General features: G+C 40.1%; 28 protein-coding genes and 1 riboswitch. Of the genes, 5 read left to right on the forward strand and 23 right to left on the reverse strand.

Translation table 11 applies throughout. The features are described 5' to 3' along the window. Nucleotides 1–8: 8 nt before the first annotated feature. The 12 genes from spoIIIAE to PFZ69_RS01330 form a co-directional block, all read right to left on the reverse strand. Nucleotides 9–1,193: a stage III sporulation protein AE gene (gene spoIIIAE, locus PFZ69_RS01275; RefSeq protein ID WP_270179231.1), complete on the reverse strand. Its 1,185-nt coding sequence runs from the start codon at nucleotides 1,191–1,193 to the stop codon at nucleotides 9–11. Between the two features lie 19 nt (nucleotides 1,194–1,212). Then, nucleotides 1,213–1,602, reverse strand: a complete 390-nt coding sequence (gene spoIIIAD, locus PFZ69_RS01280) for a stage III sporulation protein AD (RefSeq protein WP_270180586.1) — start codon at nucleotides 1,600–1,602, stop codon at nucleotides 1,213–1,215. A 12-nt stretch (nucleotides 1,603–1,614) separates the two neighbouring features. Continuing rightward, complete coding sequence (gene spoIIIAC, locus PFZ69_RS01285) at nucleotides 1,615–1,821, reverse strand: stage III sporulation protein AC (RefSeq protein WP_224878330.1); 207 nt, start codon at nucleotides 1,819–1,821, stop codon at nucleotides 1,615–1,617. A 19-nt stretch (nucleotides 1,822–1,840) separates the two neighbouring features. Further along, on the reverse strand, nucleotides 1,841–2,353 hold the full coding sequence (spoIIIAB, locus tag PFZ69_RS01290; protein ID WP_270179232.1) for a stage III sporulation protein SpoIIIAB: 513 nt from the start codon (nucleotides 2,351–2,353) through the stop codon (nucleotides 1,841–1,843). 1 nt (nucleotide 2,354) lies between these two features. Then, nucleotides 2,355–3,290 carry a stage III sporulation protein AA gene (gene spoIIIAA, locus PFZ69_RS01295; RefSeq protein ID WP_270179233.1) on the reverse strand — a complete coding sequence of 312 codons (936 nt, stop codon included), beginning with the start codon at nucleotides 3,288–3,290 and terminating at the stop codon, nucleotides 2,355–2,357. Nucleotides 3,291–3,441: 151 nt separating this feature from the next. Next, nucleotides 3,442–4,104 (reverse strand): TetR/AcrR family transcriptional regulator, encoded by a 663-nt coding sequence (locus PFZ69_RS01300; RefSeq protein ID WP_270179234.1) that lies wholly within the window; start codon nucleotides 4,102–4,104, stop codon nucleotides 3,442–3,444. 12 nt (nucleotides 4,105–4,116) lie between these two features. Further along, nucleotides 4,117–5,136, reverse strand: a complete 1,020-nt coding sequence (locus PFZ69_RS01305) for an ABC transporter permease (protein ID WP_270179235.1) — start codon at nucleotides 5,134–5,136, stop codon at nucleotides 4,117–4,119. Nucleotides 5,137–5,141: 5 nt separating this feature from the next. Continuing rightward, nucleotides 5,142–5,855: an ABC transporter ATP-binding protein gene (locus tag PFZ69_RS01310; RefSeq protein WP_270179236.1), complete on the reverse strand. Its 714-nt coding sequence runs from the start codon at nucleotides 5,853–5,855 to the stop codon at nucleotides 5,142–5,144. Between the two features lie 117 nt (nucleotides 5,856–5,972). Beyond that, nucleotides 5,973–6,530, reverse strand: coding sequence for an elongation factor P (efp, locus tag PFZ69_RS01315; RefSeq protein ID WP_270179237.1), 558 nt, complete (start codon nucleotides 6,528–6,530; stop codon nucleotides 5,973–5,975). A gap of 21 nt (nucleotides 6,531–6,551) precedes the next feature. Then, nucleotides 6,552–7,619, reverse strand: a complete 1,068-nt coding sequence (locus PFZ69_RS01320; protein WP_270179238.1) for a M24 family metallopeptidase — start codon at nucleotides 7,617–7,619, stop codon at nucleotides 6,552–6,554. Nucleotides 7,620–7,641: 22 nt separating this feature from the next. After that, nucleotides 7,642–8,061, reverse strand: a complete 420-nt coding sequence (aroQ, locus tag PFZ69_RS01325) for a type II 3-dehydroquinate dehydratase (protein WP_270179239.1) — start codon at nucleotides 8,059–8,061, stop codon at nucleotides 7,642–7,644. A gap of 102 nt (nucleotides 8,062–8,163) precedes the next feature. Next, entirely contained in the window at nucleotides 8,164–8,685 is a 522-nt protein-coding gene (locus tag PFZ69_RS01330; protein ID WP_270179240.1) for a YqhR family membrane protein, read from the reverse strand. A 222-nt stretch (nucleotides 8,686–8,907) separates the two neighbouring features. Here PFZ69_RS01330 and PFZ69_RS01335 point away from each other — a divergent pair, with 222 nt between their 5' ends. Next, complete coding sequence (locus tag PFZ69_RS01335; RefSeq protein ID WP_270179241.1) at nucleotides 8,908–9,855, forward strand: DUF1385 domain-containing protein; 948 nt, start codon at nucleotides 8,908–8,910, stop codon at nucleotides 9,853–9,855. Between the two features lie 22 nt (nucleotides 9,856–9,877). Continuing rightward, nucleotides 9,878–10,267: an SA1362 family protein gene (locus tag PFZ69_RS01340; protein WP_270179242.1), complete on the forward strand. Its 390-nt coding sequence runs from the start codon at nucleotides 9,878–9,880 to the stop codon at nucleotides 10,265–10,267. Nucleotides 10,268–10,311: 44 nt separating this feature from the next. On the opposite strand, the gene PFZ69_RS01345 is transcribed toward PFZ69_RS01340, so the two are convergent. The 4 genes from PFZ69_RS01345 to PFZ69_RS01360 all read right to left on the reverse strand — a co-directional run bounded on the left by PFZ69_RS01345 (nucleotide 10,312) and on the right by PFZ69_RS01360 (nucleotide 15,695). Continuing rightward, nucleotides 10,312–11,220 carry a patatin-like phospholipase family protein gene (locus PFZ69_RS01345; RefSeq protein ID WP_270179243.1) on the reverse strand — a complete coding sequence of 303 codons (909 nt, stop codon included), beginning with the start codon at nucleotides 11,218–11,220 and terminating at the stop codon, nucleotides 10,312–10,314. Between the two features lie 75 nt (nucleotides 11,221–11,295). Continuing rightward, nucleotides 11,296–11,736, reverse strand: coding sequence for a transcriptional regulator MntR (gene mntR / locus PFZ69_RS01350; RefSeq protein WP_270179244.1), 441 nt, complete (start codon nucleotides 11,734–11,736; stop codon nucleotides 11,296–11,298). 186 nt (nucleotides 11,737–11,922) lie between these two features. Then, on the reverse strand, nucleotides 11,923–14,421 hold the full coding sequence (locus tag PFZ69_RS01355; protein ID WP_442865118.1) for a vitamin B12-dependent ribonucleotide reductase: 2,499 nt from the start codon (nucleotides 14,419–14,421) through the stop codon (nucleotides 11,923–11,925). Nucleotides 14,422–14,864: 443 nt separating this feature from the next. Further along, nucleotides 14,865–15,695: a lipoate--protein ligase family protein gene (locus PFZ69_RS01360; protein WP_270179246.1), complete on the reverse strand. Its 831-nt coding sequence runs from the start codon at nucleotides 15,693–15,695 to the stop codon at nucleotides 14,865–14,867. A 171-nt stretch (nucleotides 15,696–15,866) separates the two neighbouring features. Between PFZ69_RS01360 and PFZ69_RS01365 the strand changes: the two genes are divergently transcribed. Next, nucleotides 15,867–16,241 carry a rhodanese-like domain-containing protein gene (locus tag PFZ69_RS01365; RefSeq protein ID WP_270179247.1) on the forward strand — a complete coding sequence of 125 codons (375 nt, stop codon included), beginning with the start codon at nucleotides 15,867–15,869 and terminating at the stop codon, nucleotides 16,239–16,241. A 31-nt stretch (nucleotides 16,242–16,272) separates the two neighbouring features. Here the strand turns inward: PFZ69_RS01365 and gcvPB are convergent, their stop codons facing one another. Genes gcvPB through gcvT form a run of 3 tightly spaced genes read right to left on the reverse strand, consistent with a single transcriptional unit; the run spans nucleotide 16,273 to nucleotide 20,203 of the window. Continuing rightward, complete coding sequence (gcvPB, locus tag PFZ69_RS01370) at nucleotides 16,273–17,736, reverse strand: aminomethyl-transferring glycine dehydrogenase subunit GcvPB (RefSeq protein ID WP_270179248.1); 1,464 nt, start codon at nucleotides 17,734–17,736, stop codon at nucleotides 16,273–16,275. After that, the gene (gene gcvPA, locus PFZ69_RS01375) at nucleotides 17,733–19,076 is read right to left on the reverse strand and encodes an aminomethyl-transferring glycine dehydrogenase subunit GcvPA (protein ID WP_270179249.1); all 1,344 of its coding nucleotides are present in this window, start codon (nucleotides 19,074–19,076) and stop codon (nucleotides 17,733–17,735) included. The genes gcvPB and gcvPA overlap by 4 nt, the downstream gene beginning before the upstream one ends. A gap of 26 nt (nucleotides 19,077–19,102) precedes the next feature. After that, entirely contained in the window at nucleotides 19,103–20,203 is a 1,101-nt protein-coding gene (gene gcvT, locus PFZ69_RS01380) for a glycine cleavage system aminomethyltransferase GcvT (RefSeq protein WP_270180587.1), read from the reverse strand. 199 nt (nucleotides 20,204–20,402) lie between these two features. Then, nucleotides 20,403–20,492: riboswitch (glycine riboswitch) on the reverse strand. A gap of 209 nt (nucleotides 20,493–20,701) precedes the next feature. Between gcvT and PFZ69_RS01385 the strand changes: the two genes are divergently transcribed. Continuing rightward, on the forward strand, nucleotides 20,702–22,372 hold the full coding sequence (locus tag PFZ69_RS01385) for a DEAD/DEAH box helicase (RefSeq protein ID WP_270179250.1): 1,671 nt from the start codon (nucleotides 20,702–20,704) through the stop codon (nucleotides 22,370–22,372). Beyond that, nucleotides 22,350–23,126: a YqhG family protein gene (locus tag PFZ69_RS01390; RefSeq protein WP_270179251.1), complete on the forward strand. Its 777-nt coding sequence runs from the start codon at nucleotides 22,350–22,352 to the stop codon at nucleotides 23,124–23,126. Before PFZ69_RS01385 ends, PFZ69_RS01390 begins: the two co-directional genes overlap by 23 nt. A 30-nt stretch (nucleotides 23,127–23,156) precedes the next feature. Here PFZ69_RS01390 and PFZ69_RS01395 read toward each other — a convergent pair whose 3' ends face one another. Genes PFZ69_RS01395 through comGF form a run of 4 tightly spaced genes read right to left on the reverse strand, consistent with a single transcriptional unit; the run spans nucleotide 23,157 to nucleotide 24,687 of the window. Continuing rightward, nucleotides 23,157–23,336, reverse strand: a complete 180-nt coding sequence (locus PFZ69_RS01395; protein ID WP_270179252.1) for a YqzE family protein — start codon at nucleotides 23,334–23,336, stop codon at nucleotides 23,157–23,159. A 55-nt stretch (nucleotides 23,337–23,391) separates the two neighbouring features. Then, complete coding sequence (locus tag PFZ69_RS01400) at nucleotides 23,392–23,889, reverse strand: shikimate kinase (protein ID WP_270179253.1); 498 nt, start codon at nucleotides 23,887–23,889, stop codon at nucleotides 23,392–23,394. Then, nucleotides 23,886–24,248, reverse strand: a complete 363-nt coding sequence (gene comGG, locus PFZ69_RS01405; RefSeq protein WP_270179254.1) for a competence type IV pilus minor pilin ComGG — start codon at nucleotides 24,246–24,248, stop codon at nucleotides 23,886–23,888. Before comGG ends, PFZ69_RS01400 begins: the two co-directional genes overlap by 4 nt. Nucleotides 24,249–24,261: 13 nt before the next feature. Continuing rightward, the gene (gene comGF / locus PFZ69_RS01410) at nucleotides 24,262–24,687 is read right to left on the reverse strand and encodes a competence type IV pilus minor pilin ComGF (RefSeq protein ID WP_270179255.1); all 426 of its coding nucleotides are present in this window, start codon (nucleotides 24,685–24,687) and stop codon (nucleotides 24,262–24,264) included. Between the last annotated feature and the right edge of the window lie 57 nt (nucleotides 24,688–24,744).

The following is a 24,744-nucleotide window of genomic DNA, read 5'->3' on the forward strand; positions in this document are numbered from 1 at the left end:
ATCCCCCCTCAACGAACCATTAAAGTGATATTTCCTGAAGCAATAATGATCGTTACGGCTAAGAAAAACATGAGAGATACAATTGATAGTGCTGCAAAAATAAATAGTACACTTTTTGAAATAACGTTTAGAGATTGAATCATAGGACCGCCACCTAAAGGCTGGATGACTGCTGCAGCGATATTATAGATCAGCGCTAGAGCAAGTACTTTTAATGCCGGAAAAGCACAAAGCATGAGCAGAATAACAACCCCTGCTAGTCCAACAGTATTTTTTAATAGAACCGATGCACTTAGGACTGTATCTGTTGCATCTGTAAACATCCTACCGACAACCGGGATGAAGTTTCCTGTAACGAATTTTGCAGTCCTAATCGTGATTCCGTCAGCAACAGCTGTCGTTGCTCCTTGAACAGATATCACGCCTAGAAATATAGCAAAAAACACTCCCAGTGTTCCGATCGCTATATTTCGAAGTAAATTAGATAACTGTGTAACTTTATAATGTTCGCTAATCGTACTAACGATAGCCAACACCGCCGATAGAAATAATAAAGGTAGAACAAACTTCTGAATTAACAAGCCTCCAGTGTTCACTAAAAACAAAACGATCGGATGGAAGAAAGCTACGGATGCTATTCCACCCACGGATGCCATGAGAGCTAGCAAGAGTGGAATCAGCGCAAGGAGAAAACTCATCATATTCGTAATCGCTGTCTCTGTATATTGAATCGCTACATGAAAACTGTTCAAAGCTAGAATGATCAACACCATATAGGTAATAGAGTAGGCAACTGTACTTACTGCCTTATGTTCAAATGCATTCTGCATGTTCTGGAGTAATATGCTAAAAATAGTAAGCAAAATTAAACTTCCTAGTAACTTTCCATGTACTAATAGTTCATGGAAAAGGAATTTCACAAATCCTATGAAATAAGCTTTCAAAGATAGCTGCTTTTCTCCTTTTACAAACTCCAAAAACGTACCTTTTTGACTTTCTGGTAAGAATCCCCCATACTCATCAAGCACTTGATTCCAATATGCTTGAATTTCTTGTAAGCCGAGCGAATTTAACTGCTTGTCTACAAATTGATCAGTCATCGTTTCCTTGCTTTCACCATCATCAGCTAAAGCCTCAGAAGGATAAAAGATAAAGAGGAAAAACAGCAAGAGCATCAGTTTCTTAAGAGGCATGTCCCATTCCTCCTCTCACTCATGTCGGTAACAATCTCAAAACTGTTTCAATGATTAATTTAAGGATAGGAATTGCCATTGCCATAATCAGTAACTTACCGGCAAGTTCAATCTTTGAAGCGATCGCGCCCTGACCGGCATCTCGCGTTATCTGTGCACCAAACTCAGCAATATAAGCAATCCCTATTATTTTCAACACAGTTTCTACGTAGATGATCTCTATATTTGCCTTTGAAGCTAGGCCTTCCAACATCTGAATAATATGCTGGATTTCCCCTATGAGATATAGAAAGATTATTGCTCCTGTGAACACGGTAATTGTAAATGCGAAGACCGGCTTTTGTTCTTTAACGACAATGGCTAGGAATGTTGCGATCAACCCTATTCCAACTATTTGTACAATATCAATCGCCGACACCCCCTAACCCTGGAAAAGAAAGACTCCCCGGATTTTCTGAAATAGGTCATCGATTATCGTGATCACCATATACAAAACGACGATAAAACCTATTAATGTGACCCACTGAGCGTATTCTTCCTTCCCCATCTGTTTTAAAATCGTGTGTAGCATCGCTACGATGATTCCGATCCCAGCAATCTGAAATATTTTGTTCACATCATGATTCATCCGCTTATCCTCCCAGTGACTAAATCAATAGAATGACGAGAAGAATACCTCCTAGGAACCCGAGACTTTTGAACATCTTTTCATATTTCATTTGATTATTTCTCGCTTCTTGCTCTTCTCTCTCTAAATGGATCAAAGCAAGCTGCAACTGCTTTTGCTCATGCTCACGATCCTGTTGGCCAATCGTTGCACCAAGCTGTTTCATAATTTCTTTCTCTTCCTGTCTGAAAGCAGTATACTTCCAAACTTCATCCATGCTTTTCATCCAGGCATCATATGCCGTCGTATGGCCTTCTTCTAGCTTCTTTCTGAAAGAGTCGAAAAACCATGAGACAGGATGACCTACTTGTCTACAAATATGACTACAAGCTACGCTTAAAGGCGTCATGCCATAAACGATTTCAGCTTCCAGAGACTGAAGGGCTGACTTTAGCATTCGGAGTTGTCTAGACCGCTCACTTACCGTCCTAGACCATTCGACACCTGCCCAGGTACTTGCTAATACAATTAAAATTGCACCGAGTAGCTTCATGCTAGATCACCTTCGAACGACGTATTTCATTTCCTTTATGGTCTTTCACCGATTTCACAGTACCTGGGCCTCTTGTTCTGGAAAGTTCAACGAAGCGCTTAAACATTCCGGATCTTATCAATTCTTGAATGCTCGGTCGCCTATATAAATCTTCTATCGTATTTCCATGCACCGTCACAACAAGTCTGATGCCTGCGTTAACGGCTTCGATAATGGCTTCACTCTCTTTAAGTCCACCTATTTCATCCACGATCAGAATGTCAGGACTCATCGAGCGAATCATCATCATCATTCCTTCAGCTTTTGGACACGCGTCAAGAATATCGACCCTTTTTCCTAATTGATGCTGAGGTATGCCTTTTACACACCCTGCAATTTCAGATCGTTCATCAATAATGCCCACTTTTGAAGAGGCGATCCGTCTTCCTTTATCTCCTTCAGCCATCAATCTTGTAAGATCACGCAACAATGTTGTCTTCCCTGAATTTGGAGGACCAAGGATAACTGTATTCATCCAACCATCTGAATATAGGTATGATAATAGCGGGGTAGCAATCCCGATCTTTTGCTTAGCAATTCTTACATTGAATGAGGCGATATCTCGAATCGCTTTAACACTCCCGTTGGATGTAATCACCTTCCCAGCGAGCCCCACCCTATGGCCACCCTGAATGGTGACAAAGCCTTTTTTCAACTCTTCCTCTAACGCATACAAAGAATATTGGCTTAATTTATTCGTCATTTGAGAAGCATCTTCTCTTGAAACGTAGTACTCTCTACCATTAAGACGAGGAAACTGTGGGCTGCCGTTAATAATCACTTCTAGAGGCCGGTTAATTCGTAATCTAATCTCTTCGATCCCACCTCTTTCCTGTTTTGAATACTGTTTGATAATCTCCTTTACTCCTTCGGGCAGGACACGTAGAACTTCTTCCATAAATGTCCCCCTTTCCTAGCATGTACTCCTTACACTAGTATTCCGGTGCTATATGAATTATGTCTTACCTGAAAGGTACTAATTTCACTAACAACCTTTGTTTTACTCAAGATAGATGGAATAGAAAAACACCTAGCATAAGCGCTAGGTGTTATCTTGCTTTCATTCCATTCATAATAAAATGGATCGTATGTTTTAGCTCTTCCTCGTCGTTCCAATCGTGCTCTGGAAGGAGGATGTACCTTGCAAAGAGGAAACCACCTATTGATGAGGCGGTTAATCTTATCGCTGTTTGAGTAGGCATTTCAACCAGCTCGCCTTTAGCTTGAAAATGCGACACGATTGCTTCTAATCGCGTATAAACTTCTTTTCCAATTCGGTCGATAAACTGGCTGCGAAGTTCATCATGAAAAGGGATCTCTTGAATTAAAATTTTCACTATAGATATATGCTTTTCAATAAATTCCTGCCGATTTTTCACGATTGCAATGAGAAAGTCTTCATAGCTTTTATAGTTTTTCTTAAGAACCTTATCTAAGTCTCTAATAATGAAGGGTGCTAGCAGATTACTCATAACAGGTGTCACAATTGCTAACAGTAGCTCTTTTTTAGTTTTATAATGCCTAAAAATCGTTCCCTCTGCTACTTCTGCTCGCTTCGCAATCTCACTCGTCGAAGAAGACGAGTACCCTTTCTCAGAAAACATTTGGATTGCCGCTTCAAGAATACGTTTCTGCTTCGGAGTTAACCCTTCACCATAGACATCACTTTCACTTGACTTAAATAATTCATTTATATCTTCTTGCTTACCCATTACACCCTCTCCTTATATGCTACGGTGTTTCTTCAGAGCAAATATATTCATTATGATAAAAACGATTGAAAAACCTCCTAGCACTACTAAGTTCGTCCAGATTTCAATCAATCCTTGTCCTCTAATCATCACGTCTCGAAGTGCATCTGCACCGTAATAGAGAGGTGTTAACGGACCAAGCCAACTCAGGTAATCCGAAATCGTTTCTAATTTAAACAACCCTGCAAAAAAGAATTGAGGCACGACTACTAGAGGAATGAATTGAATCATCTGTAGTTCATTCTTTGCGAACGCTGATAACAGTATTCCAAGCGTCAGCGCACTTAATGCAATCATGACAGTAATGATTAACACATAGAAAAAGCTACCTTCCATCATTAAGTCGATGACATAAATGCTATAAAGGGCGATAATGGACGATTGAATCGTTGTGAAGACTCCAAAGCCGATGACATATCCCATCACCAGTTCCCATCTTTTGATAGGACTAGCAAGTAATCTTTCCAACGTTCCTTGCGTTCTTTCTCTTAAAAAAGAAACTCCAGCAATTAAAAATACAAAAAAGAATATGAAGAACCCTACCAAAACCGGTCCAATGTTATCAAAGGTTGTTAGATCCTGAGAGCCATACAAATGCTCTACCGATAGTGAGACGGATGTTGTATTTGGGCTAATCTCACTCTTAATGTTATCTATGATCACATTATTTATAGATGGATCGCTACCCTCTAGTATTAGTTTACTTTCCCCTTGTTCAAAAGCTAAGATCGCATCATAATCCTCTTGCTCAAGCGTTTCATTAACATCTGTGTCAGAATCTAATTTAACAAATGCGACATTCTCTTGCTCCATATTAGTATAAACAGTGCTTGGGACATCGATTAAGCCAATCTTTAATTCCAACTCTTCTCCATTGAAGACGAGAGATAACATAGTTAGGACAAGGATGGGAGCTAGTATCATCAATGCCATCGTCCGCTTATCATGCAAAAATTGCTTTAGGATGCGATTTACGACTGCTAACACTCTCATGACACTCACCCTCCATATGATAAAAAAGCTTGTTCGATTGTTGATGCTTCGGTTTTGGTCTTTATTTCATCAGGAGTTCCAATCGCGATAAGCTGTCCATCCCGAACCATTCCAAGTCTAGAACAACGTTCAGCTTCGTCCATTACGTGAGTCGTTACGACGATTAACACACCGCTCTCTTTTAATATTTCAAAGGTATCCCAAATTTTATTTCGTAATGCAGGATCAATTCCGACAGTTGGTTCATCTAACACGAGAATGTCCGGCTCGTGCAACAAGGCAATTGCAAGTGACAGTCGCCTTTTCATTCCACCAGAAAAAGTCTCTACTTTAGTATTGAGGTCACTTTCTAAATCAACTAGCTTCATGACCTGTTGAATTCGCTCTGCCCTTTTATTACGTTTTACCCCGCTAATACTTGCAAAAAAAACCAAGTTCTCCTTTGCTGTCAATTCATGATATAACGCATCAGCCTGGGCCATATATCCAATTCGCTTAATCAATTCTAAATCAGGCATCTTTTTACCAAAAACGGATACATGTCCTTCAGTAGGCACATCAATACCGCATAGAATTTTAACTAGTGTCGTTTTCCCTGATCCAGATGGACCAAGAAGTCCGAAAATTTCATTGTTAGTGAGAGTTAACGTCACATCTTCAAGTACTTTCTTCTTCCCAAAACGCTTTGTCACATTCGCATCGATAATCGTAGTGGTCACGAAACTCCCTCCCTCAAAATGAGTGATTACTCACTTTTATTATACGATAACTAAAGTGAGTAATCACTCATTTTTTATCAACAAAAAAAACCGCTCCTTTCAAGAGCGGTTCATTTGTTACGCGCGAGATACGTATTCTGCTTTTCCTGTATCGATAACAAGCACATCTCCCTGGTTTACGAAGAAAGGTACTTGTACTGTAAGACCTGTTTCAACGGTTGCAGGCTTCGTGCCACCTGATGCTGTGTCACCTTTAATACCAGGCTCAGTTTCAGTTACTTCTAATTCAACGGTGTTTGGAAGCTCGATTCCAATCGTTTCATCACCATACATACGAATTGAGATCTCCATATTTTCTTTCAAGAACTTTAGTTCGTACTTGATTTGATCAGCAGGAAGCTCAACTTGTTCAAACGAGTTTGTATCCATGAACGTATGCATTTCGCCACTTGCATATAAGTACTGCATCTTACGGTTTTCGATGTGCGCTTTCGCTACTTTCTCACCAGCGCGAAACGTTTTTTCTTGAATTGCGCCACTACGTAAGTTTCTTAGCTTAGAGCGTACGAAGGCAGCTCCTTTACCTGGTTTAACATGTTGGAAATCTACAACTTGCCAGATTCCGTTATCTACTTCAATCGTAAGACCTGTTTTAAAATCGTTTACCGAAATCATGTCTTGTCCTCCTCAAGTTTATTATTCACCAAGAATTAATAGTTCTTTAGTAGAATGAGATAGCTTTTCGTTGCCTTTTTCAGTGATGACCGTATCATCCTCGATGCGTACGCCACCTTTGCCCGAGAGATAAATTCCTGGTTCAACCGTTACAACCATTCCCGGCTCTAGGACGGTATCGGATTTAAATGAAAGGCCAGGACCTTCATGAACTTCAAGGCCAATACCGTGACCAAGAGAATGTCCGAAGAATTCACCGTATCCCTTAGAAGCGATATAGTCACGAGAAATCGCATCTGCTTCTTTACCAGTTAGTCCTGGTTTAATTTGGTCCATGGCTTTCATCTGCGCTTCAAGGACTGTGTGGTAAACATTTTTCAATTCTTCACCAGGGTCCCCAATCGCAACTGTACGAGTTATATCTGAACAATACCCTTTGTAATATGCCCCGAAATCAAGAGTAATAAGTTCGTTCTTCTGGATCACCTTGTCAGATGCAACCCCATGAGGGAGCGCTGAACGCTTTCCTGACGCAACGATAATATCAAAAGAAGAAGATGTAGCACCATTTTTTCTCATGAAGAATTCTAACTCATTAGATACATCAAGTTCTGTTATACCTGTACGGATGTATCCTGTGATGTGTTGAAATGCTGCATCTGCAATCTCTGTAGCTTCTTTTAAGACTTGTAATTCATTCGCATCTTTGATCATGCGATGCTTCTCAAGAAGGCCACTGATCGGTACAAGAGTTCCCTCTACCTTTTGTTCATAAGCTTTAAATACGTTGTATGTAAGTTGTGTTTCTTCAAAGCCTAGCTTTTTAACGCCTAGCTCATTTGCCACTTTTGCAACTTCATCAATAATCGGACCTTTGTGTTGAACAATGTCATAACCTTTTGCTTGTTCGTTAGCTTGATCAACGTAACGAAAATCTGTAACAAACTTCGCATCTTTTTCCGTGATTAATACGACGCCAGAACTTCCAGTGAAATGAGAAAAATATCTTCGGTTGCTAGCTGAAGTAATCAACATTGCATCAATTTCATATTCTTTAAATGACTCTCTTAGTTTCGCTATACGTTCCATCTACTTAGTCCTCCTTATTTGTTTACAGAAATGACAATAAAGCTAGCTCATAGCCCTTCATTCCAAAACCTACAATTTGACCTTCTGAAACTGGTGAAACAACAGACTGGTGACGAAATGGTTCACGTTTATGTACATTTGACAGATGCACTTCGACCACCGGTACATCTACGCTAGCGATCGCGTCTCGAATCGCGTAGCTATAGTGTGTAAAAGCTCCTGGGTTTAGGATAATACCTGCAGCATTCTCTGCTTCATGAATCCAATCGATTAAATCCCCTTCGTGATTCGATTGCTTAAAAGTTAGAGAAACCCCATGCTGCCGAGCTAAGTCATTTAAGCGCACTTCAAGCGTCTCCAATGTCTCGTTACCATAAATCCCTGGTTCTCTTTTGCCTAATCGATTTAAGTTCGGCCCGTTTAGTACGTAGAAATGATTCATTTTAAGCCCCTTTACGATCTATGAGATTTAGAAGTCTCGGTATCCTTTGACGGAATTGAATGCAAAAAAAGAAGAATGTTCCATGAACATTCTACCATAGCTTCATTTGTTTGAATAGGACGCGCCGTTTTGCTGATTTTCGTGATACTCAAACGATATGGAATACCCGATAAATACACCATAAAGAACGTAGAGGCATATCGTAGTAACAATAGTATTCTTATCTAGCTTCATAACTGAGGGAAGGTCAGGAAACATTGGGTTAAGTAAATAGAACACGATGATCCAAAGCAGAATGCCGTATGCTAGTCCAGCAAGCATGTTATTTATTTTCACCATCGTAGCTCGATAAAGAAAAGCGACGCCTATTGATACGATTGCAATGGCGATGATTCCAATCCACTGTCCGAGCTGATCGTTTTTCCATTCTCCTAGCGCCCACGGGGAGAGGATAAGAGATGGAGGAACCTTTGTGAACTTGAATAAATATGTCACGTATCCGATCAATCCCCATATTAACCCTCCAGCTAGCCCTATATTAAGGACCTTTGCCGTAAAACTGAGAGGCTGTTCTTTCTTATCTTGTTCTAATTCTTTTTCATCGTTTTGGCTCTCTTTTTCCATGTCTACACCTCCGATAGTAGTCTATCCCAGAATAGAATGGATTATTTATCTATAATTCACCTATTGAGGCGATTAAAAAAAAGTTTGTTGGGGAAAATGAATATTAACATCGCTTACCTAGAGGTTTTTCCATGTTTCTTGTAGAATGTAAGAAAGACATTTACAAGGTAGTGAGATGATTAAATTCATTCCACTTAAACAAAATTAGGTTGGTGAGAGACATTGTCAGACACAAAAAAACCCGCATACGGTGGGCAAGCGGTTGTAGAAGGTGTGATGTTTCAAGGTAAACACACATCTGTAACTGCAATTCGACGGAAAGATGATTCGATCGATTATCTTGAGATACCTAAGAAACCAAAGCCACTTTTAACTAAATTGAAAAAGGTTCCTTTTATACGAGGAGTCGTAGCCATTATTGATGCAAGCGGAAACGGTACGAAGCATCTGAACTTTTCATCTGAGCGGTATGATGTTGATCCGGCTGATGATGAAGAAGCTCTAAAAAAAGAAGAACCTTCTAAAATGACGTTCTTGCTTGGAGCTGCAGCACTTGGTGTCATTTCATTTGCTTTCGTGAAAACGATTTTCACCATCTTACCTGCACTTGCAGCTGCTTCGCTAGAATTTATATTTCCAGGTCACGTTATCCAAAATATCATTGAAGGTATGATTAAACTCGTATTATTACTTGGATATATATATTTTATATCCTTAACACCTATCGTCAAACGAGTCTTTCAATACCACGGGGCTGAACATAAAGTGATCAATGCCTATGAAGCTGGACTTCCAATCACGATCGAGAATGTTCAGAAGCAGTCTAGACTACATTTTCGTTGTGGTAGTAGCTTCATACTCTTTACAGTTGTAATCGGGGTTTTCATCTACTTAATGGTTCCCTCTGATCCGCTCCTAGTAAGACTCATCTATCGTGTATTATTGATTCCAGTAGTACTTGGTGTTTCTTTTGAAGTACTACAATTAACGAATAAATTCCGAAATATCCCTGTTTTACGCGTGTTAGGTTATCCAGGATTATGGGTTCAACTCTTAACTACAAAGAACCCAGATGATAAGCAAGTTGAAGTTGCGATTTGTTCATTTAAGGAATTACTTGCCCGTGATAAAAAGCACGAAGAAGGCTTAACAAGCACTCAAGTTGTTTAATGACGAACAGGAGGTGAATCATTTGTCACACCGTGTTGTTCAACCTCTTATTTATACAATAATCGGTCTTGCCGCTCTCGGATTTATTTGGAGGCTATTTACTGATCCTATGGGTCTCTTAAAGTATCTTCTCATCACAGCTGCTATCGCTGCTCTAGTGATATTCATCGTCCGTAAGGTTATGGCTAAAAGGATGGGCAAAGTTAATTCTGCATACCAGAAAGCTGCCAAGCAATCTTCTAAGTTGCAGAAGAAACGAGGGGCAACTCGTAAAAGCGCATCTCACCTTCGGGTCATTCCATCCAAACGGTTAGTTCCGAAAAAACGTCCATTAAATGACGATAAAAAACCTAATCCATTTACTGTGATTGAAGGTAGAAAAGGTAAAAAGAAAAACCGCGCACTCTTTTAAAACATAGTAAAGCAGGCTGAGAACTTCTCAGCCTGCTTTTGTTATTAAGTCCTAAAAGATTCCGGTAGCTTTCTCCATCTTCTTAAAAACTGCTCAGTACGCTCCCTCCCGAATGAGATAAGCTTCTTTTGCTCTTGTCTCTCTAGTGAAAAGTCAGTCGCTATTCCTTGTTTCACCGGTATAAACACAATGTTTTGAGCTTTTTGCTTTTCGATATAACGTGCGTCATGTGCCTCTTTCATCGTTTCAAACAAAGCCTGATACAGCTCAATCGCATTTTTTATTTTATGACCAGGAATTTTGTCAAAGCTAGCACTCAACTGGAAACCTAACACAGGACGTAGTTGCTTATTCGATTCATCTGGCTTGAAGACCCATAACGGAAAGTTACTCAATATTCCTCCATCTACAACTAAATGTTTTTTTCCATCGATTGTATAAAGCGGATGAGGTTTAAAAAAGAATGGAAGGCCAGCACTCATTCGTACCGCTTTCGCAATTGAAAATTGCTCGGGTACGAACCCATACTGCTCCAAGTCATCAGGAATGACGATCAACCTGCCTCTTGTGATATCAGACGCGATTATCTTAAGCGACCCTTCTTCAATATCCCCGAACGTTTCGATCCCTTTATTTTTAAGTAGTCCCTGCACCCACTTTTCTAGATCTTTTCCAGAATACAGACCTAGTTTCCAATACAGCATCAACCATCTCATTAACGGAAAGGTAAAGCCCTGCTTCCGGTCGAGTAGTGCATTTAAGTTTGTATCGAGAAGGATTTTTTCTATTTCGTCACCTGTGTAACCTGCTATGATCAAAGCCGCAATCAGTGCACCTGCGCTTGTTCCTGCAGTGCGTTTAAACTGGAGCCCTTTATCTTCAACAGCTTGCAAAGCACCAACTAAAGCAATTCCCTTAACTCCACCACCAGAAAATACTCCATCGATATACACGCACTACCACCCCTTCTCCTTATTAAATCGTAATCTTATATGAGACGATTTAGTACAAAAAAAAGAACAATCCGATTATACTTCGGATTGCTCATCTTCTTCATTCTTACGTTGCACTTCACGCAAAGCTCCAACGCGGTCTTCTGTTTCTTCAAAATATTGAACAAGATCTCCAATTCTGTCGATTGCATCCCAGCTAAGATGATGTTCAATACCTTCTACATCTTCGTATATGTTTTCTTCATTCACGCCGATTACACTAAGGAATTGTTCTAATAACGCATGACGGTCCACTAGTCTCTTCCCTAGTTTTTTCCCTTTGGGAGTTAGCATAAAGCCACGATACTTCTCATAAACCACATATTTACCTTTATCTAATTTTTGAATCATTTTGGTTACCGAGGAGGGATGTACCTCTAAAGCTTCTGCAATATCAGAAACACGTGCATAACCTTTGTCGTCAATTAGTGAATAAATACGTTCTATATAATCTTCCATACTTGGAGTAGTGGCCATTGGATTCCCTCCATCTTTTATTCCATTTAAGCCAATCAATAAAAGCATACACCATAGTATGGGCTGAGACAAGGAAAGGTTCCTCTTCATGAGGAGCAATTTAACTGGTCTACACTTTCATCGATCTTGTTTTCATAAAAACAAGGAATAAGCATATCGCCTATTCCTTGTGTAACGAGATTTTTATTAAAGTCCACATTTAAGCTGAGCATTACAATTATCGCACGTGTTACATCCGCCAATTTCTTTAACTTGACCTTGTCTACATACGGGACACGTGTTCCCTACTTCTGAGCCTATCGTAACGTCAGTTGATCTTAAATCTGTAATGGTATCTACCAAAACAACCTGTTTCTTCTCTTCCATACCATCCTCAAATTGAAGCTGCTCAAATGAATTCTCTTCAGCCTTCAACGTTAAAACTTGTGAGTCACGGCTTCCATCTACGTATACTGTTCCGCCTTTCGCTCCACCATGATATAGGCGCTCGTACACTTCTTCTACCTGTTTTACTGTATAGCCTTTCGGCGCATTCACCGTTTTAGAGATTGAACTATCGACCCATCTCTGAATAACACACTGTGTATCAGCATGTTCTTCAGGAGCCAGTTCCATAGCTGATACAAACCATTCAGGTAACTTTTCAGGATCAGCTTCAGGATTTCGTGAGTAGTATTCTTCAACAATATCTGCTTTAACTTCGATAAACTTACCAAGACGTCCACTTCTGTAGTATGAGAAGGAGAAATACGGCTCAAGACCAGTAGAAACACCTACCATCGTTCCTGTGCTTCCCGTTGGTGCAACGGTAAGTAAATGAGAGTTCCTGATTCCATAATCAAGAATGCTATCTCTGATATCATTCGGCATCTGCTGCATGTAGCCAGTGTTCACAAACGCTTCACGAAGGCGATTCGTTTCACTTTCAGTTTTGCCTTCTAGGAAAGGAAAACTTCCTTTTTCTTTAGCAAGCTCAACGGATGCGCGATACGCAGTGGTTGCGATCGTCTCAAAGATTTGGTCTGTCAGTTTATTTCCTTCTTCAGATCCATATACAGTCTCACAATAAATGAGAAGATCATGTAATCCCATTACACCGAGACCAACACGTCTTTCACCTAAAGCCTGAGTTTCGTTTTCTTCTAAGAAATATGGTGTTGCATTAATTACGTTATCTTGCATACGAACGCCAACTTCAACCGTTTCTCTCAATTTATCAAAATCAACTGATTTTGAATCTTTGTCTGCCATTTCAGCAAGGTTGACTGCAGCTAGATTACATACGCTGTATGGAGCTAAAGGCTGTTCACCACATGGGTTTGTAGCTACAACTTTTTGTCCATAAGAAGTTGCATTTGTTTTTTCATTCGCATTATCGATAAAGAAAATACCAGGTTCTGCTGAATATGTTGCACAAATATTGATCAAATCCCAAAGTTCTTTCGCCTTCACTTTTCGATAAGTACGTATAGGAAATCCTTGCGCTTCCCAATCTCGTACATCTCCACTTTCATGCCACTTCTGGTTATAGATTTCCATCTGCTCTTTTGTGTAGTTTTCTACGTCAGGGAACTTGAGAGCGTAGTCGTCATCATTTTCAACCGCATCCATAAAGTCTTTTGTCAAACATACTGAAATGTTCGCGCCGGTAAGAAAATCTGGATTATGAACAGAATATGTCCCTCCGGTTTGGATCTTTTCGTGTGCATTCTGAATTACTTTTTCTTCGAAGCCTCCATAACCTTGAATACTTCGGTAGTTTAGAATGCTTTGATACATGGAACGTTCGGTTTCTGTCAGAGGAGTAAACTTCAACTTATCCTCTGCGAGTTTCTTAATCTGCTCATCTTTTGTATTTTCTACTAGGTATCGCAAAATTCTTGGGTTTTGCATTTTAGAGATGATGAATTCAATAATGTCAGGATGCCAATCTGCTAACATGATCATTTGCGCGCCGCGTCTTGATCCACCTTGCTCAACAAGATGTGTTAATTTTGCAATATCGTCTAACCAGGAAACAGATCCTGAAGATTTTCCATTCACACCTCTTGCAAGTGCATTTCGAGGGCGTAGACTCGAGCCGTTCGTGCCAACTCCTCCGCCTCTACTCATAATTTCCATCACCTGTTTTCGGTGCTCAGAAATCCCTTCACGTGAATCTTGAGGATAAGGCATTACGTAGCAGTTAAAGTAGGTAACCTCTGTTTCGGCACCAGCACCATAAAGAACTCGTCCAGCTGGTACAAAGTTCATCGAAGATAGCTCTTTATAAAACCGCTCTTCCCAATATTCTTTTTCACCACTCGTTGTTTCTACCTCAGCAAGACCACGTGCATTTCGTCGTGCGATCTGCTCATAATAAACTTCCAGCGGCTTCTCTATAACATCAAGAGACCTTACGATCATTCCTGTTTCTCGTTCTTCTTCAGAATCTAATACAGCTACATAATCTTCGTGAACCGCAACATGTGCTTTCTTTGTGGCGTGATCGACTTCTTCGATAAAGCCAAGTCCTCGTGCAGGAAACTTCGGGTCTTCCTTAATCGTTAGTACGACAAAGTCTCCTTTTTTCAGGGTTCTTTTCTCTGTATCTTTAAAAGCATATCGATCCAACATCACCAGTCGACTTACACCATCGTGACTTAAGTGCATGTCATCCGTAACGGGATGAACTTGGGAAAACATTTCGATATCTTTGTTTAACTGCTCAATGTTGATTGACCGTCTTCTTTCTCCAGTCTTAATGGTCAATTGAACCCCTCCGTTTCAAAATCTTTTATCTCTTACAACAGCGATGTAAAAACTCTTAAGTATCATCTGGATTAATAGTAGCACATGTCCATTCACGAGACAATCATTTTAAACTACATATAGTACTTTAATTTATTTATCAAACACTATATATAGTGATTCGCCATGATTCAACTAAATTTGTCAACTTTCAAATCGAGCGATTTTCATTGAAAACAATCGATTATGATAGCAGGACAGCTCATAACCCTATAAAAAGAGAAATTTCGTTAATTGCTTTTTTTACCATCGTGTTTTTAATAGTTATATGTACCTTCCTTTAGGATAGAACACTTGTTCTCATGAAGTCAATATGAAAAAGCATCCAGTTCGGATGCTCATTTTTTATAATTCCACTCATCGCTCATATAGCGCTCTTCAGCAAGGTTATTCACATAAGCTTCCTGCTCATCTGAGAGCTCATACGGCTCGAGTTCAATTCCAAGACCTTCTTCGAATCCATTATAGAATGCCTGGATCGCATCATTTGTTGACACTGGTTCACTTCTTAATGCATTTATCGCTACTGCTTTCTTTCTAAAGCCGCGTTGCATTCTTTCACGTATCCGCTCATTTTTAAATTTGAAACAATCGAATAGTTTGTCCTCATCAATATCTAGTAGGATAGAGCCGTGCTGAAGAATAACACCCTTTTGCCTGGTCTGTGCACTCCCTGCGACCTTCCTCCCTTCAACGACTAGTTCATAATAAGAAGGGGAATCGAAGCAAACGCCAGACCTTGGCGAGCGGAGTTCAGCTTTCTCCTCTTCAGATTGTGGAATGGCAAAGTACGCATCTAGTCCTAACTCAACAAAGCCCAACCTCAGTCCTTCAGAGATCACCCTATAGGCTTCAGTAACGGTTTTTGGCATGTTTGGATAATCTTCATTTACGATTACACTATATGTAACTTCTTTATCGTGCAGTACAGCACGTCCACCGGTAGGTCTTCTTACAAAACCCATATTGTATCTTTCAACTGCTGTAAGGTCAATATCTCGATCTACTTGCTGGAAATAGCCAACTGATAGAGTAGCTGGGTCCCATCCATAAAACCGGATAACGGGAGGGATCAACCCTTCGCTATGCCATTTTAATAATGCTTCATCAAGTGCCATATTATAGGCAGGAGAACGATCTCCTGAATTAATAAATGCCCATTGCCTCATACAAATACTCCTTTACCTTTCCATATTTCCACCATACTCGTTTAGTTTAGCAAAGCTATAACGAGATAACCAATAAACTTTCCTCCTAATTTGCTATTTTCTTTTTGCGGAAAAACGAAAAGACGTGTAAACTTAGTATTGTCGATTTTAGTTGAAAGGGTGTACGGAATAATGGAATGGATTATCGCGTTACTAGTTGCAATCATTGTATATGTAGTCATTTCGAGATTTCTACAAAAAAAGAACTTGAAAACGCTAACCGAGGAAGAGTTTAGGGCAGGTTATCGAAAAGCCCAGTTAATCGATATTCGGGAACCAAAAGATTTCGAAAATGGTCATATCCTCGGTGCAAGAAATATTCCAGTTAGTCAGCTTAAGATGAGAATGAAAGAAATCCGTAAAGATCAACCTGTTTATATGTATGATCATAATGGAATCATCACTGCGCGTGCTGCAAGCATGCTTAAGAAAAACGGTATTCGTGATCTTTATCAATTAAAAGGCGGCTTCAAAAAATGGGGCGGCAAAGTTAAGAAGAAAAAGTAAAAAGCAGCTGCTTGTGTGCAGCTGCTTTTTGTTATGCTTTTTGGTAGCGTAAGATTGGTTTTCTTGCTGCAGTCGTTTCATCGAGCCTTTTGATTACTGTTGTATGTGGAGCTTCCTGGACGATTTCTGGATTCTCTTCTGCTTCTTTTGCAATTTGGAGGAGGCGATCACAGAATTCATCTAACGTTTCTTTCGATTCCGTTTCTGTTGGCTCAATCATCATACATTCTTCAACGTTGATTGGGAAATAGATCGTCGGAGGATGATAGCCAAAGTCTAGCAGCCTCTTTGCCATATCTAAGGTTCTAACCCCGAGTTTCTTTTGCTTCTTGCCTGAAATGACAAACTCATGCTTACAATGCTGAGTATAAGGGAGCACGAATGCATCCTGTAAGCGTCTCATCATATAATTAGCATTCAAAACAGCATTTTCTGACACTTGTTTTAATCCTTCAGGACCCATCGTACGAATATACGTATATGCGCGAACATTAATTCCGAAATTGCCGTAGTACGGTTTTACGCGTCCGATCGAATCAGGACGATCATAATCGAATCTGTACGCATCTTCTTCTTTTACTAAAACTGGCTTTGGTAGATAAGGAACTAAGTCAGCTTTAACTCCAACAGGGCCTGAACCAGGACCTCCACCTCCGTGAGGGCCAGTAAACGTCTTATGAAGGTTTAAATGAACCACATCGAAGCCCATATCTCCTGGACGAGCAGCTCCCATGATGGCATTCATGTTCGCACCATCATAATATAACTTCCCGCCGGCTGAATGAATAATCTGAGCCATTTCGATGATATCCTCTTCAAACAATCCAAGAGTATTAGGGTTTGTAAGCATCAAAGCTGCAGTATCCTCATCGACTACTCGCTTAAGGTCTTCAAGGTCTACAATACCTTTTTCATTCGATTTCACTGTAACAGCTTCAAATCCAGCAACTGTTGCTGAAGCTGGGTTGGTTCCATGAGCGGAGTCAGGAACGATTACCTTCGTACGATTAAAATCTCCGTTTGCTTCATGATACGCACGGATCATCATCAGACCAGTCCATTCCCCATGAGCACCTGCAGCTGGCTGTAGAGTCACCTCATCCATTCCTGTAACAGCTACCAAGTTTTGCTGGAGATTGTACATCATCTCAAGCGCACCTTGGACTGTGTCCTCCTCTTGAAGTGGATGAATGAACGCAAATCCTGGGTATCTTGCTACGTCTTCATTAATTTTTGGGTTGTACTTCATCGTACATGAACCAAGCGGATAAAAACCAGAATCCACACCGTGATTGCGTTTTGATAGTGCAGTGTAATGACGAATCAATTGAAGTTCAGATACTTCAGGGAGCTCTGGTTCATTTTGACGGTTAAATTCTTCAGGTAGCCACTCGTTTAAATCTAATTCAGGGACATCAAGCTCCGGAAGACTATAAGAAATTCGCCCAGGTTCACTAAGTTCAAATATTAATGATTGGTCTTGGTTCGTATTCATTGCGCTCCCCCCACTTCTTTTACAAACGTATCTATTTCTTCTTTCGTACGGTTTTCTGTAACCGCTACAAGCATATGGTTCTCGTATTCAGGATAATCACGTCCTAAGTCGTATCCGCCAATGATGCCTTTAGTCAGCAATTTTTTGTTCAATTCCTTAACAGAACCGTTCAGTTTCACAACAAACTCATTGAAGTAAACACCATCAAATACAGTAGCAACTCCTGCTTTTTCTAACTGTGTTTTTGCATAATGAGCTTTTTTGATATTTTGTTCTGCCATTTTTCGAACACCCTCTTTACCGAGAGCACTCATTGCTACAGATGAAGCTAGCGCGTTCAAAGCTTGATTGGAACAAATATTAGAAGTAGCTTTATCTCTGCGGATATGCTGTTCGCGCGCTTGTAACGTTAGTACAAATCCTCGCTGACCTTCTTCATCCTTTGTTTCACCTACCAAGCGTCCCGGCACTTTTCTCATCAATTTTTTCGTTACTGCGAAATATCCGCAGTGCGGTCCCCCAAATTGTGCAGGAATTCCAAATGGCTGACAGTCACCTACTACGATATCGGCACCTAATTCTCCTGGAGGCGTCAAACGCCCGAGCGCCAATGGATTACTTGATACCACGAACATCGATTTGTACTCGTGAACGATCTTTTCAAGTTCTGGAAGAGGTTCCAACTGGCCAAAGAAATTAGGATATTGAACCATCACACATGCCGTTTCATCATCCATTTCTTCTTTCAACTTTTCAAGGTCCGTTACTCCATTAACCGAATCTACTTCGACTACATGTAGATGCTGCCCTTTTGAATAAGTGTCGATAACAGCTCTAGCTTCTGGATGAACGGATTTTGATACGATGATCTTTTTCTTCTTTGTTTGTCCTGCACTCAATAATCCAGCTTCAGCAAGCGCAGTTGGACCATCATACATAGAAGAGTTCGCTACATCCATTCCAGTTAGTTCACAGATCATCGTTTGGAATTCGAAGATGGCCTGAAGTTCACCCTGTGAAATCTCAGGTTGATATGGCGTATATGCAGTATAAAATTCAGATCTCCTGATCACGTGATCTACCACGGAAGGGATCGCATGATCATAGACGCCAGCTCCTAGAAACGAGGCATTTTCAATCGTGTTCACATTTTTTGAAGCGAGCTTAGACATATAGCGGATCAGTTCTGGCTCATAAAGCTGCTTTTCTACTTGTAGATCTCCTTTAAATCGAACAGATTCAGGAATATCTGCAAATAATTCTTCTATTGAATTCACACCGATTGTTTCGAGCATCTCTTTTTTGTCTTGTTCCGTTGTAGGCAGATAGCGATGTTTCATGTATTCTCCTCCTCGTTGTTTCCCATTTATTTCTGTCTTTTATAAAATGGTGTTGAAACTACCTTTGCTTTTAACCGCTTCTTTCTTACTTCAACTTCTACTACCGTACCAAGTTCTGTATATTCTTTCTTCAATAATGCTAGTCCAACGTTCTTCTGTAGCGTAGGCGATTGAGTACCTGTTGTTACCTCTCCAATAAGCTCCTCACCAATATAAACCTTGTAATGCGTACGAGGAATACCTCGATCGATCATTTCTATACCTACTAGCTTACGCTCAAGACCATTCTCACGCTGTGAAACAAGAGCTTCTTTACCAATAAAGTCCTCTTCTTTCTTCGTCTTAACAGCAAATCCGATTCCAGCTTCTAATGGAGAAATATCCTTCGTTAATTCTTGACCATACAGGGCGAGCTTCGCTTCGAAACGAAGCGTATCTCTTGCTCCAAGCCCACAAGGTAAGATCCCTTCTGATTCTCCTTCTTTTAGGATTAGGTTCCATAGCTTAGGAGCATCTGCAGAAGCACAATAGATTTCGAAACCATCTTCTCCTGTATAACCCGTTCTCGAAACTAAAGACTTTACACCTGATAGATCGACTTCATCCCTAAATTTAAAGAATCCAATTTCACTTAAATCAGCCTCAGTCAAACGCTGTAAAATTTTCTCCGCTTCTGGTCCTTGAATCGCAAGCTGAGCCATCTCTTCGGATTTGTTTTCAAGTGAAACGTTTCCATCGACATGCTTGTTCAACCAGTCATAATCTTTTTCAATATTCGCTGCGTTCACGACTAATAAGTAATGAGTATCAGAAAACTTGTATACAAGGAGATCATCGACTGTTCCACCATCTTCATAACACATCGCTGTGTATTGAGCACCGTTTACTTTAAGCTTACTCACATCGTTGGTCATCATTTTCTGAAGGTAGCTTAATGCACCTTCACCTCTTACTTCGATTTCACCCATGTGAGAAACATCGAATAGTCCTGCTTTATTTCTTACAGCATGGTGCTCTTCTTTTATACTCGAGAATTGAACTGGCAGAGCCCATCCTCCGAAGTCAATCGTCTTCGCTCCCATAGCTTTATAGGTATCATATAACGGTGTTTTCAATAACGTTTCCATCATTACCCTCCTTGATTTTTACCTCAGTGCTTTCTTTCTACAAAAGAGAGACTTCATAAAACCATCTTACCCAGCACAAAAAAAAGACAGAAAAACCCGCTGTTTGCAGCATAGTTTCTCTGTCCTGTTGACCTGAAAGTTTCTTCCCAAGATAAGGGAATTACATCTTTGGCGGCTAAAATAGCTCTCTCCAGAGGTGCGTCTAGCAAGAGTCTTTTTGCCTGAGAGATTCACATAATCGCTTGCTCCTTCGGCGCTGTCCTGCGACAGTCTCTCCTCTTGCTTTCATTCGCCAATTTTCAGTTTTAAGGTATTGGATGATACTGTTTGTTTCATACTAATAGTGCTTTCGATTTCAATCCTACCACTACCATTAATGCATTGGCAACAATATTTTTAAGAATAAGAGTATTATCACAAGTGGATAAATCACGAACAATAAGCAACCATTTCCTTTTAAGATTCGTGAATAACAATTATTAAGAGAGGGTTTTCATAATGAGGATGGAACTAGCCTTTAACGAGGAATGGAAATCTGATTTTCTAAAACACATAGAAGATGATGGCCCATGGACAAACTGGGAACTTTTTAAACTAGCGATAGAAGCAGAAAGACATACAACGATCCCCTCATTTACGGGATTACAGGCTCCAGCTCACCTTCCTCATTTGACGCCTCATCCATATCAACTTGAAGCCGCAAGAAGAGTAGTAGAAGACATGAACGGCAAAGCAATCCTTGCAGATGAGGTAGGGTTAGGAAAAACGATTGAAGCTGGACTCATCATCAAAGAATACATGATAAGAGGACTTGTAAAAAAAGTACTCATCCTTGTACCTGCGTCACTTGTCTCACAATGGGCGATGGAATTGAATCAAAAGTTTTACATACCTGCTGTCGTTCAAAGAAAAAGTTATGTTTGGGATCAATGCGATGTTGTTGTTTCATCAATCGATACGGCAAAACGAGAACCACACCGTTCGATCGTCTATGAACAAGACTACGATATGGTAATTATCGATGAGGCTCACCGACTGAAGAATAGCCGTACTAAAAACTATGAATTTGTCCAACACCTACAAAAGAAATTCTGTCTTCTCCTTACAGCAACACCTGTTCAAAATCGGTTGGAGGAAGTTTTTAACCTCGTATCATTATTAAAACCAGGGCACCTTGGAAGCTATGAACATTTTGAGAAGGATTATAAGGGGAAAGAAAAAAGCATCGAGGACGAAGAACGCTTACGTACGTTGATCCAAAAGGTTATGGTTCGTAATAGAAGACAAGATACTGAGATGGACTGGCCAGAACGCATTGTAAAAACTGTACCGATCCACTTAAGCGATGAAGAAGAATCCCTATATAGAGCTGTGGAAAGTTTAAAACAACATCCAGTTGCAACAAGAAGCCAGTTTTCTATCATTACGTTGCTTCGTGAAATATGTTCTAGCCGTGAAGCGGCTTACATGACGCTTAAGAAGATGCTTGAAAAAGAGACGATAGAAGACAACACAGAGTCCATCATTTTAGAACTTATGAAGAAGATCGAAACGATTCCTTCAAACTCGAAAGCCGAAAAAGCGCTTGAAATCATTCAATCAATCGATGGGAAAGTAATCATCTTTACAGAGTATCGTGCTACTCAGCTCTATCTGCAGTGGTTTCTTCAACAGCATGGTATTTCATCTGTTCCGTTTCGAGGAGGGTTCAAGCGCAGCAAAAAAGACTGGATGAAAGAACTTTTTAAAAATCACGCCAAAGTATTGATTGCGACAGAAGCAGGTGGTGAAGGAATAAACCTACAGTTCTGCCAGCACATCATTAACTATGACCTTCCTTGGAACCCAATGAGAATCGAACAACGTATTGGGCGAATTCACCGATTGGGACAAGAAGGAGACGTTCATATTTATAATTTTGCTACGAAAAATACCGTCGAAGAACACATCCTTTCACTTCTTTATGAAAAGATCCAGTTATTTGAAAGCGTCATCGGACAATTGGATGAAATCCTGACCCGTTTGGGTATGCGTGATATCGAAAAACATATTTCTGATATCTTACTTCATTCTGAAAGTGAGGGTGAAATCCGTATTAAAATGGACAACATAAAAGAATTGATCAATTATCACAAGGAGGAAAGTGATGCAACAAGAAAATATTCATAACTATTTACGCTCATACTTTCTTGCGAACGATTGTCCAATCATACAAGAAAAACAAGGAGTCCTTTCTGTTCAACTGACGGTCGATTTAGACAAAGAATTGATGAACCGCCCTTTTTATTGGCATTATCTAGAAAAGACAGGTGGAACACCTAATCCAATGTCATTAACGTTGATCACGAACCAGGATGAGGATGAGATTAAAGGAGAGTTCGTCCACTTCGGAGCACCAAGGCTTCATCAAATCTTTTCATCAACAAAAAAACTAGCATCGTTCATACGGCTTTATGAAAACATTCAATCGACGTCACAGCAGCACTCTCCTCTTCACCCATGGCTATGTTTGAACGTTAAAGTTTCTTATCGGTGTGATCGAAAAAAAGACCGTCTCCTGTCACTCGGTCTACACCTTGTTAGTGGAACAGTAGTAGATGATTTTCATGACAAACTTAATGAAAAGAACTTAACTCCAAAAATTCCTGACTACACGTTCACAATCAGTCCGATCATTAAACCAGCAAGCGGAATCGCACGGCTCGAGAAAGTTGTTGAAATGGTAATCGGCAAAGAAGATCATTCATGGTCTGAAGAGGCGAAAAAAAGGTGGGCTGCAGATCAAATTCTACTCGATCAATTTTATGAAGATAATGTTGATGCTGAAAGCTATGCTGTTGAAAAAGAAGCACTACGAAAACAATATGAGCCAGTCATTACAGCGGAGGTTATTAACGGAGGTATCTTTTATCTTTCCCCATAATAAAAAATGCTCGGACAATGGGTCCGAGCATTATTTCTTCCTTCTTATAAACATGCCGATCGCCAACGGAATAACGCCAAACCATCGAAATAGAAAAGGCTGCTTGGCCGCTTTTCGTTTCTCCCTCTGGTTTACTCTTTCTTCTTTTGGCTGATCTATATAAGAAACAACTTGCTGCGTCATAAATTTCACTAAATCATTCGAGGACATATCAGGATCACCCTTTACGTTATTCTAGCTTTAGGATGTCCACTTCTTGCTACATTTAACCGATTAAACGCTTTATTTGTTCAACGACTTCCTCTACTGTTAAGTTAGTTGTATCAATCGTTTCATGCGCATCTTCGTAAAATGAAATCCGCTCAGAAAAAATCTTTTCAATCTGCTCGCTTCGATTCTTAACATCGAGCAACGGTCTTGAAGAATCACCTTCAAGTCGTTTTACGATTTCGCGCGGTTCGCAGTGTAAATAGATCACCTTTCCATTTTGTTTCATAAGATTCCGATTTTCTTCTTTTAATATGATGCCACCACCCGTACTAACGATGACATTTTCTACTGGTAATTTTTTAAGGGTAGCTGTCTCATACTCCCTAAAGGCTTCCTCACCTTCATTTTCGAAGATCGAAGAAATCTCTTTCCCCGTTTCAGAAACGATCGTTTCATCTGTATCAACAAGAGGCATCGATAGTTCTTTTGCCAACTGATAAGCTACAGATGTTTTACCAGATCCCATGAACCCTGTTAAGTATACTGCTCTCATCCTAACTCGTCTCCCCACTTCAACACTTTGTTATTTAATCGATCATAGTAGAACGTTACAGATGTTTGCTGACCTGAAGCGGTTACGCCAGTCAAAATAATTTGTTGATCACTATCTGAGATCGAGGTAATTTTGGCCATCAACGTACCTTCTTTATAGGCAAAGCTTTTTTCTCCATAAATCGTTCCACTTTTTTGTATATATAAAATTGTATCTTTCATACCAAGAACTAGCAAGGCTACCTTGTTAAGGTGCAATTCCTTTTGTTCAACAAATGCTCGTTCACTTGCTGTAATAGTACTAAGGTGAAGCATGTATCCAATCAGTAGCGTGCTTACTAACATCATGGTTGCCGTCATGTATCCTCTCTCGTTAAGCCGCTCCTTCCATTTGATAATACATTTCCTCCTTTTTAGATCCGTTAGAAAATTCGATGGTAACGATAACTCGCTGACCCTGCACTAAAACTTTTATCGTCTTCACTTTTTGTAGTACAACTTCGTGACCTGCTCCATTCACACGCCGCCTTAATACATTTCCGTACTGTTCATATAAAATGGTGTCTCCCATTGCGCTAGTAAGGGTGAGCTGCTTCCCATTCGCTACCACAGCGGTTGCTCCTCTAACTTCTCTTGATAGCAACGAATGAAAGAGCTGTTCTTCTTCAAGCTGATAATCCAAACCTGTTGGTCTTACAGATGCTACCATCAAGGATGGAAGTAGCCCAATCAAAACAAGTACTACCATAAGCGTGATCAATACTTCGATCAAAGTAAACCCTTTCTCGCTACGGACCATGAGGTAAACTCCGACAGACACCCTTACCGTTTTGCGACTTAACGCACAACCGATTAT

The organism is Alkalihalobacillus sp. CinArs1 (genome assembly GCF_947387515.1).
In the GTDB taxonomy this organism is placed as follows: domain Bacteria; phylum Bacillota; class Bacilli; order Bacillales; family Guptibacillaceae; genus Guptibacillus.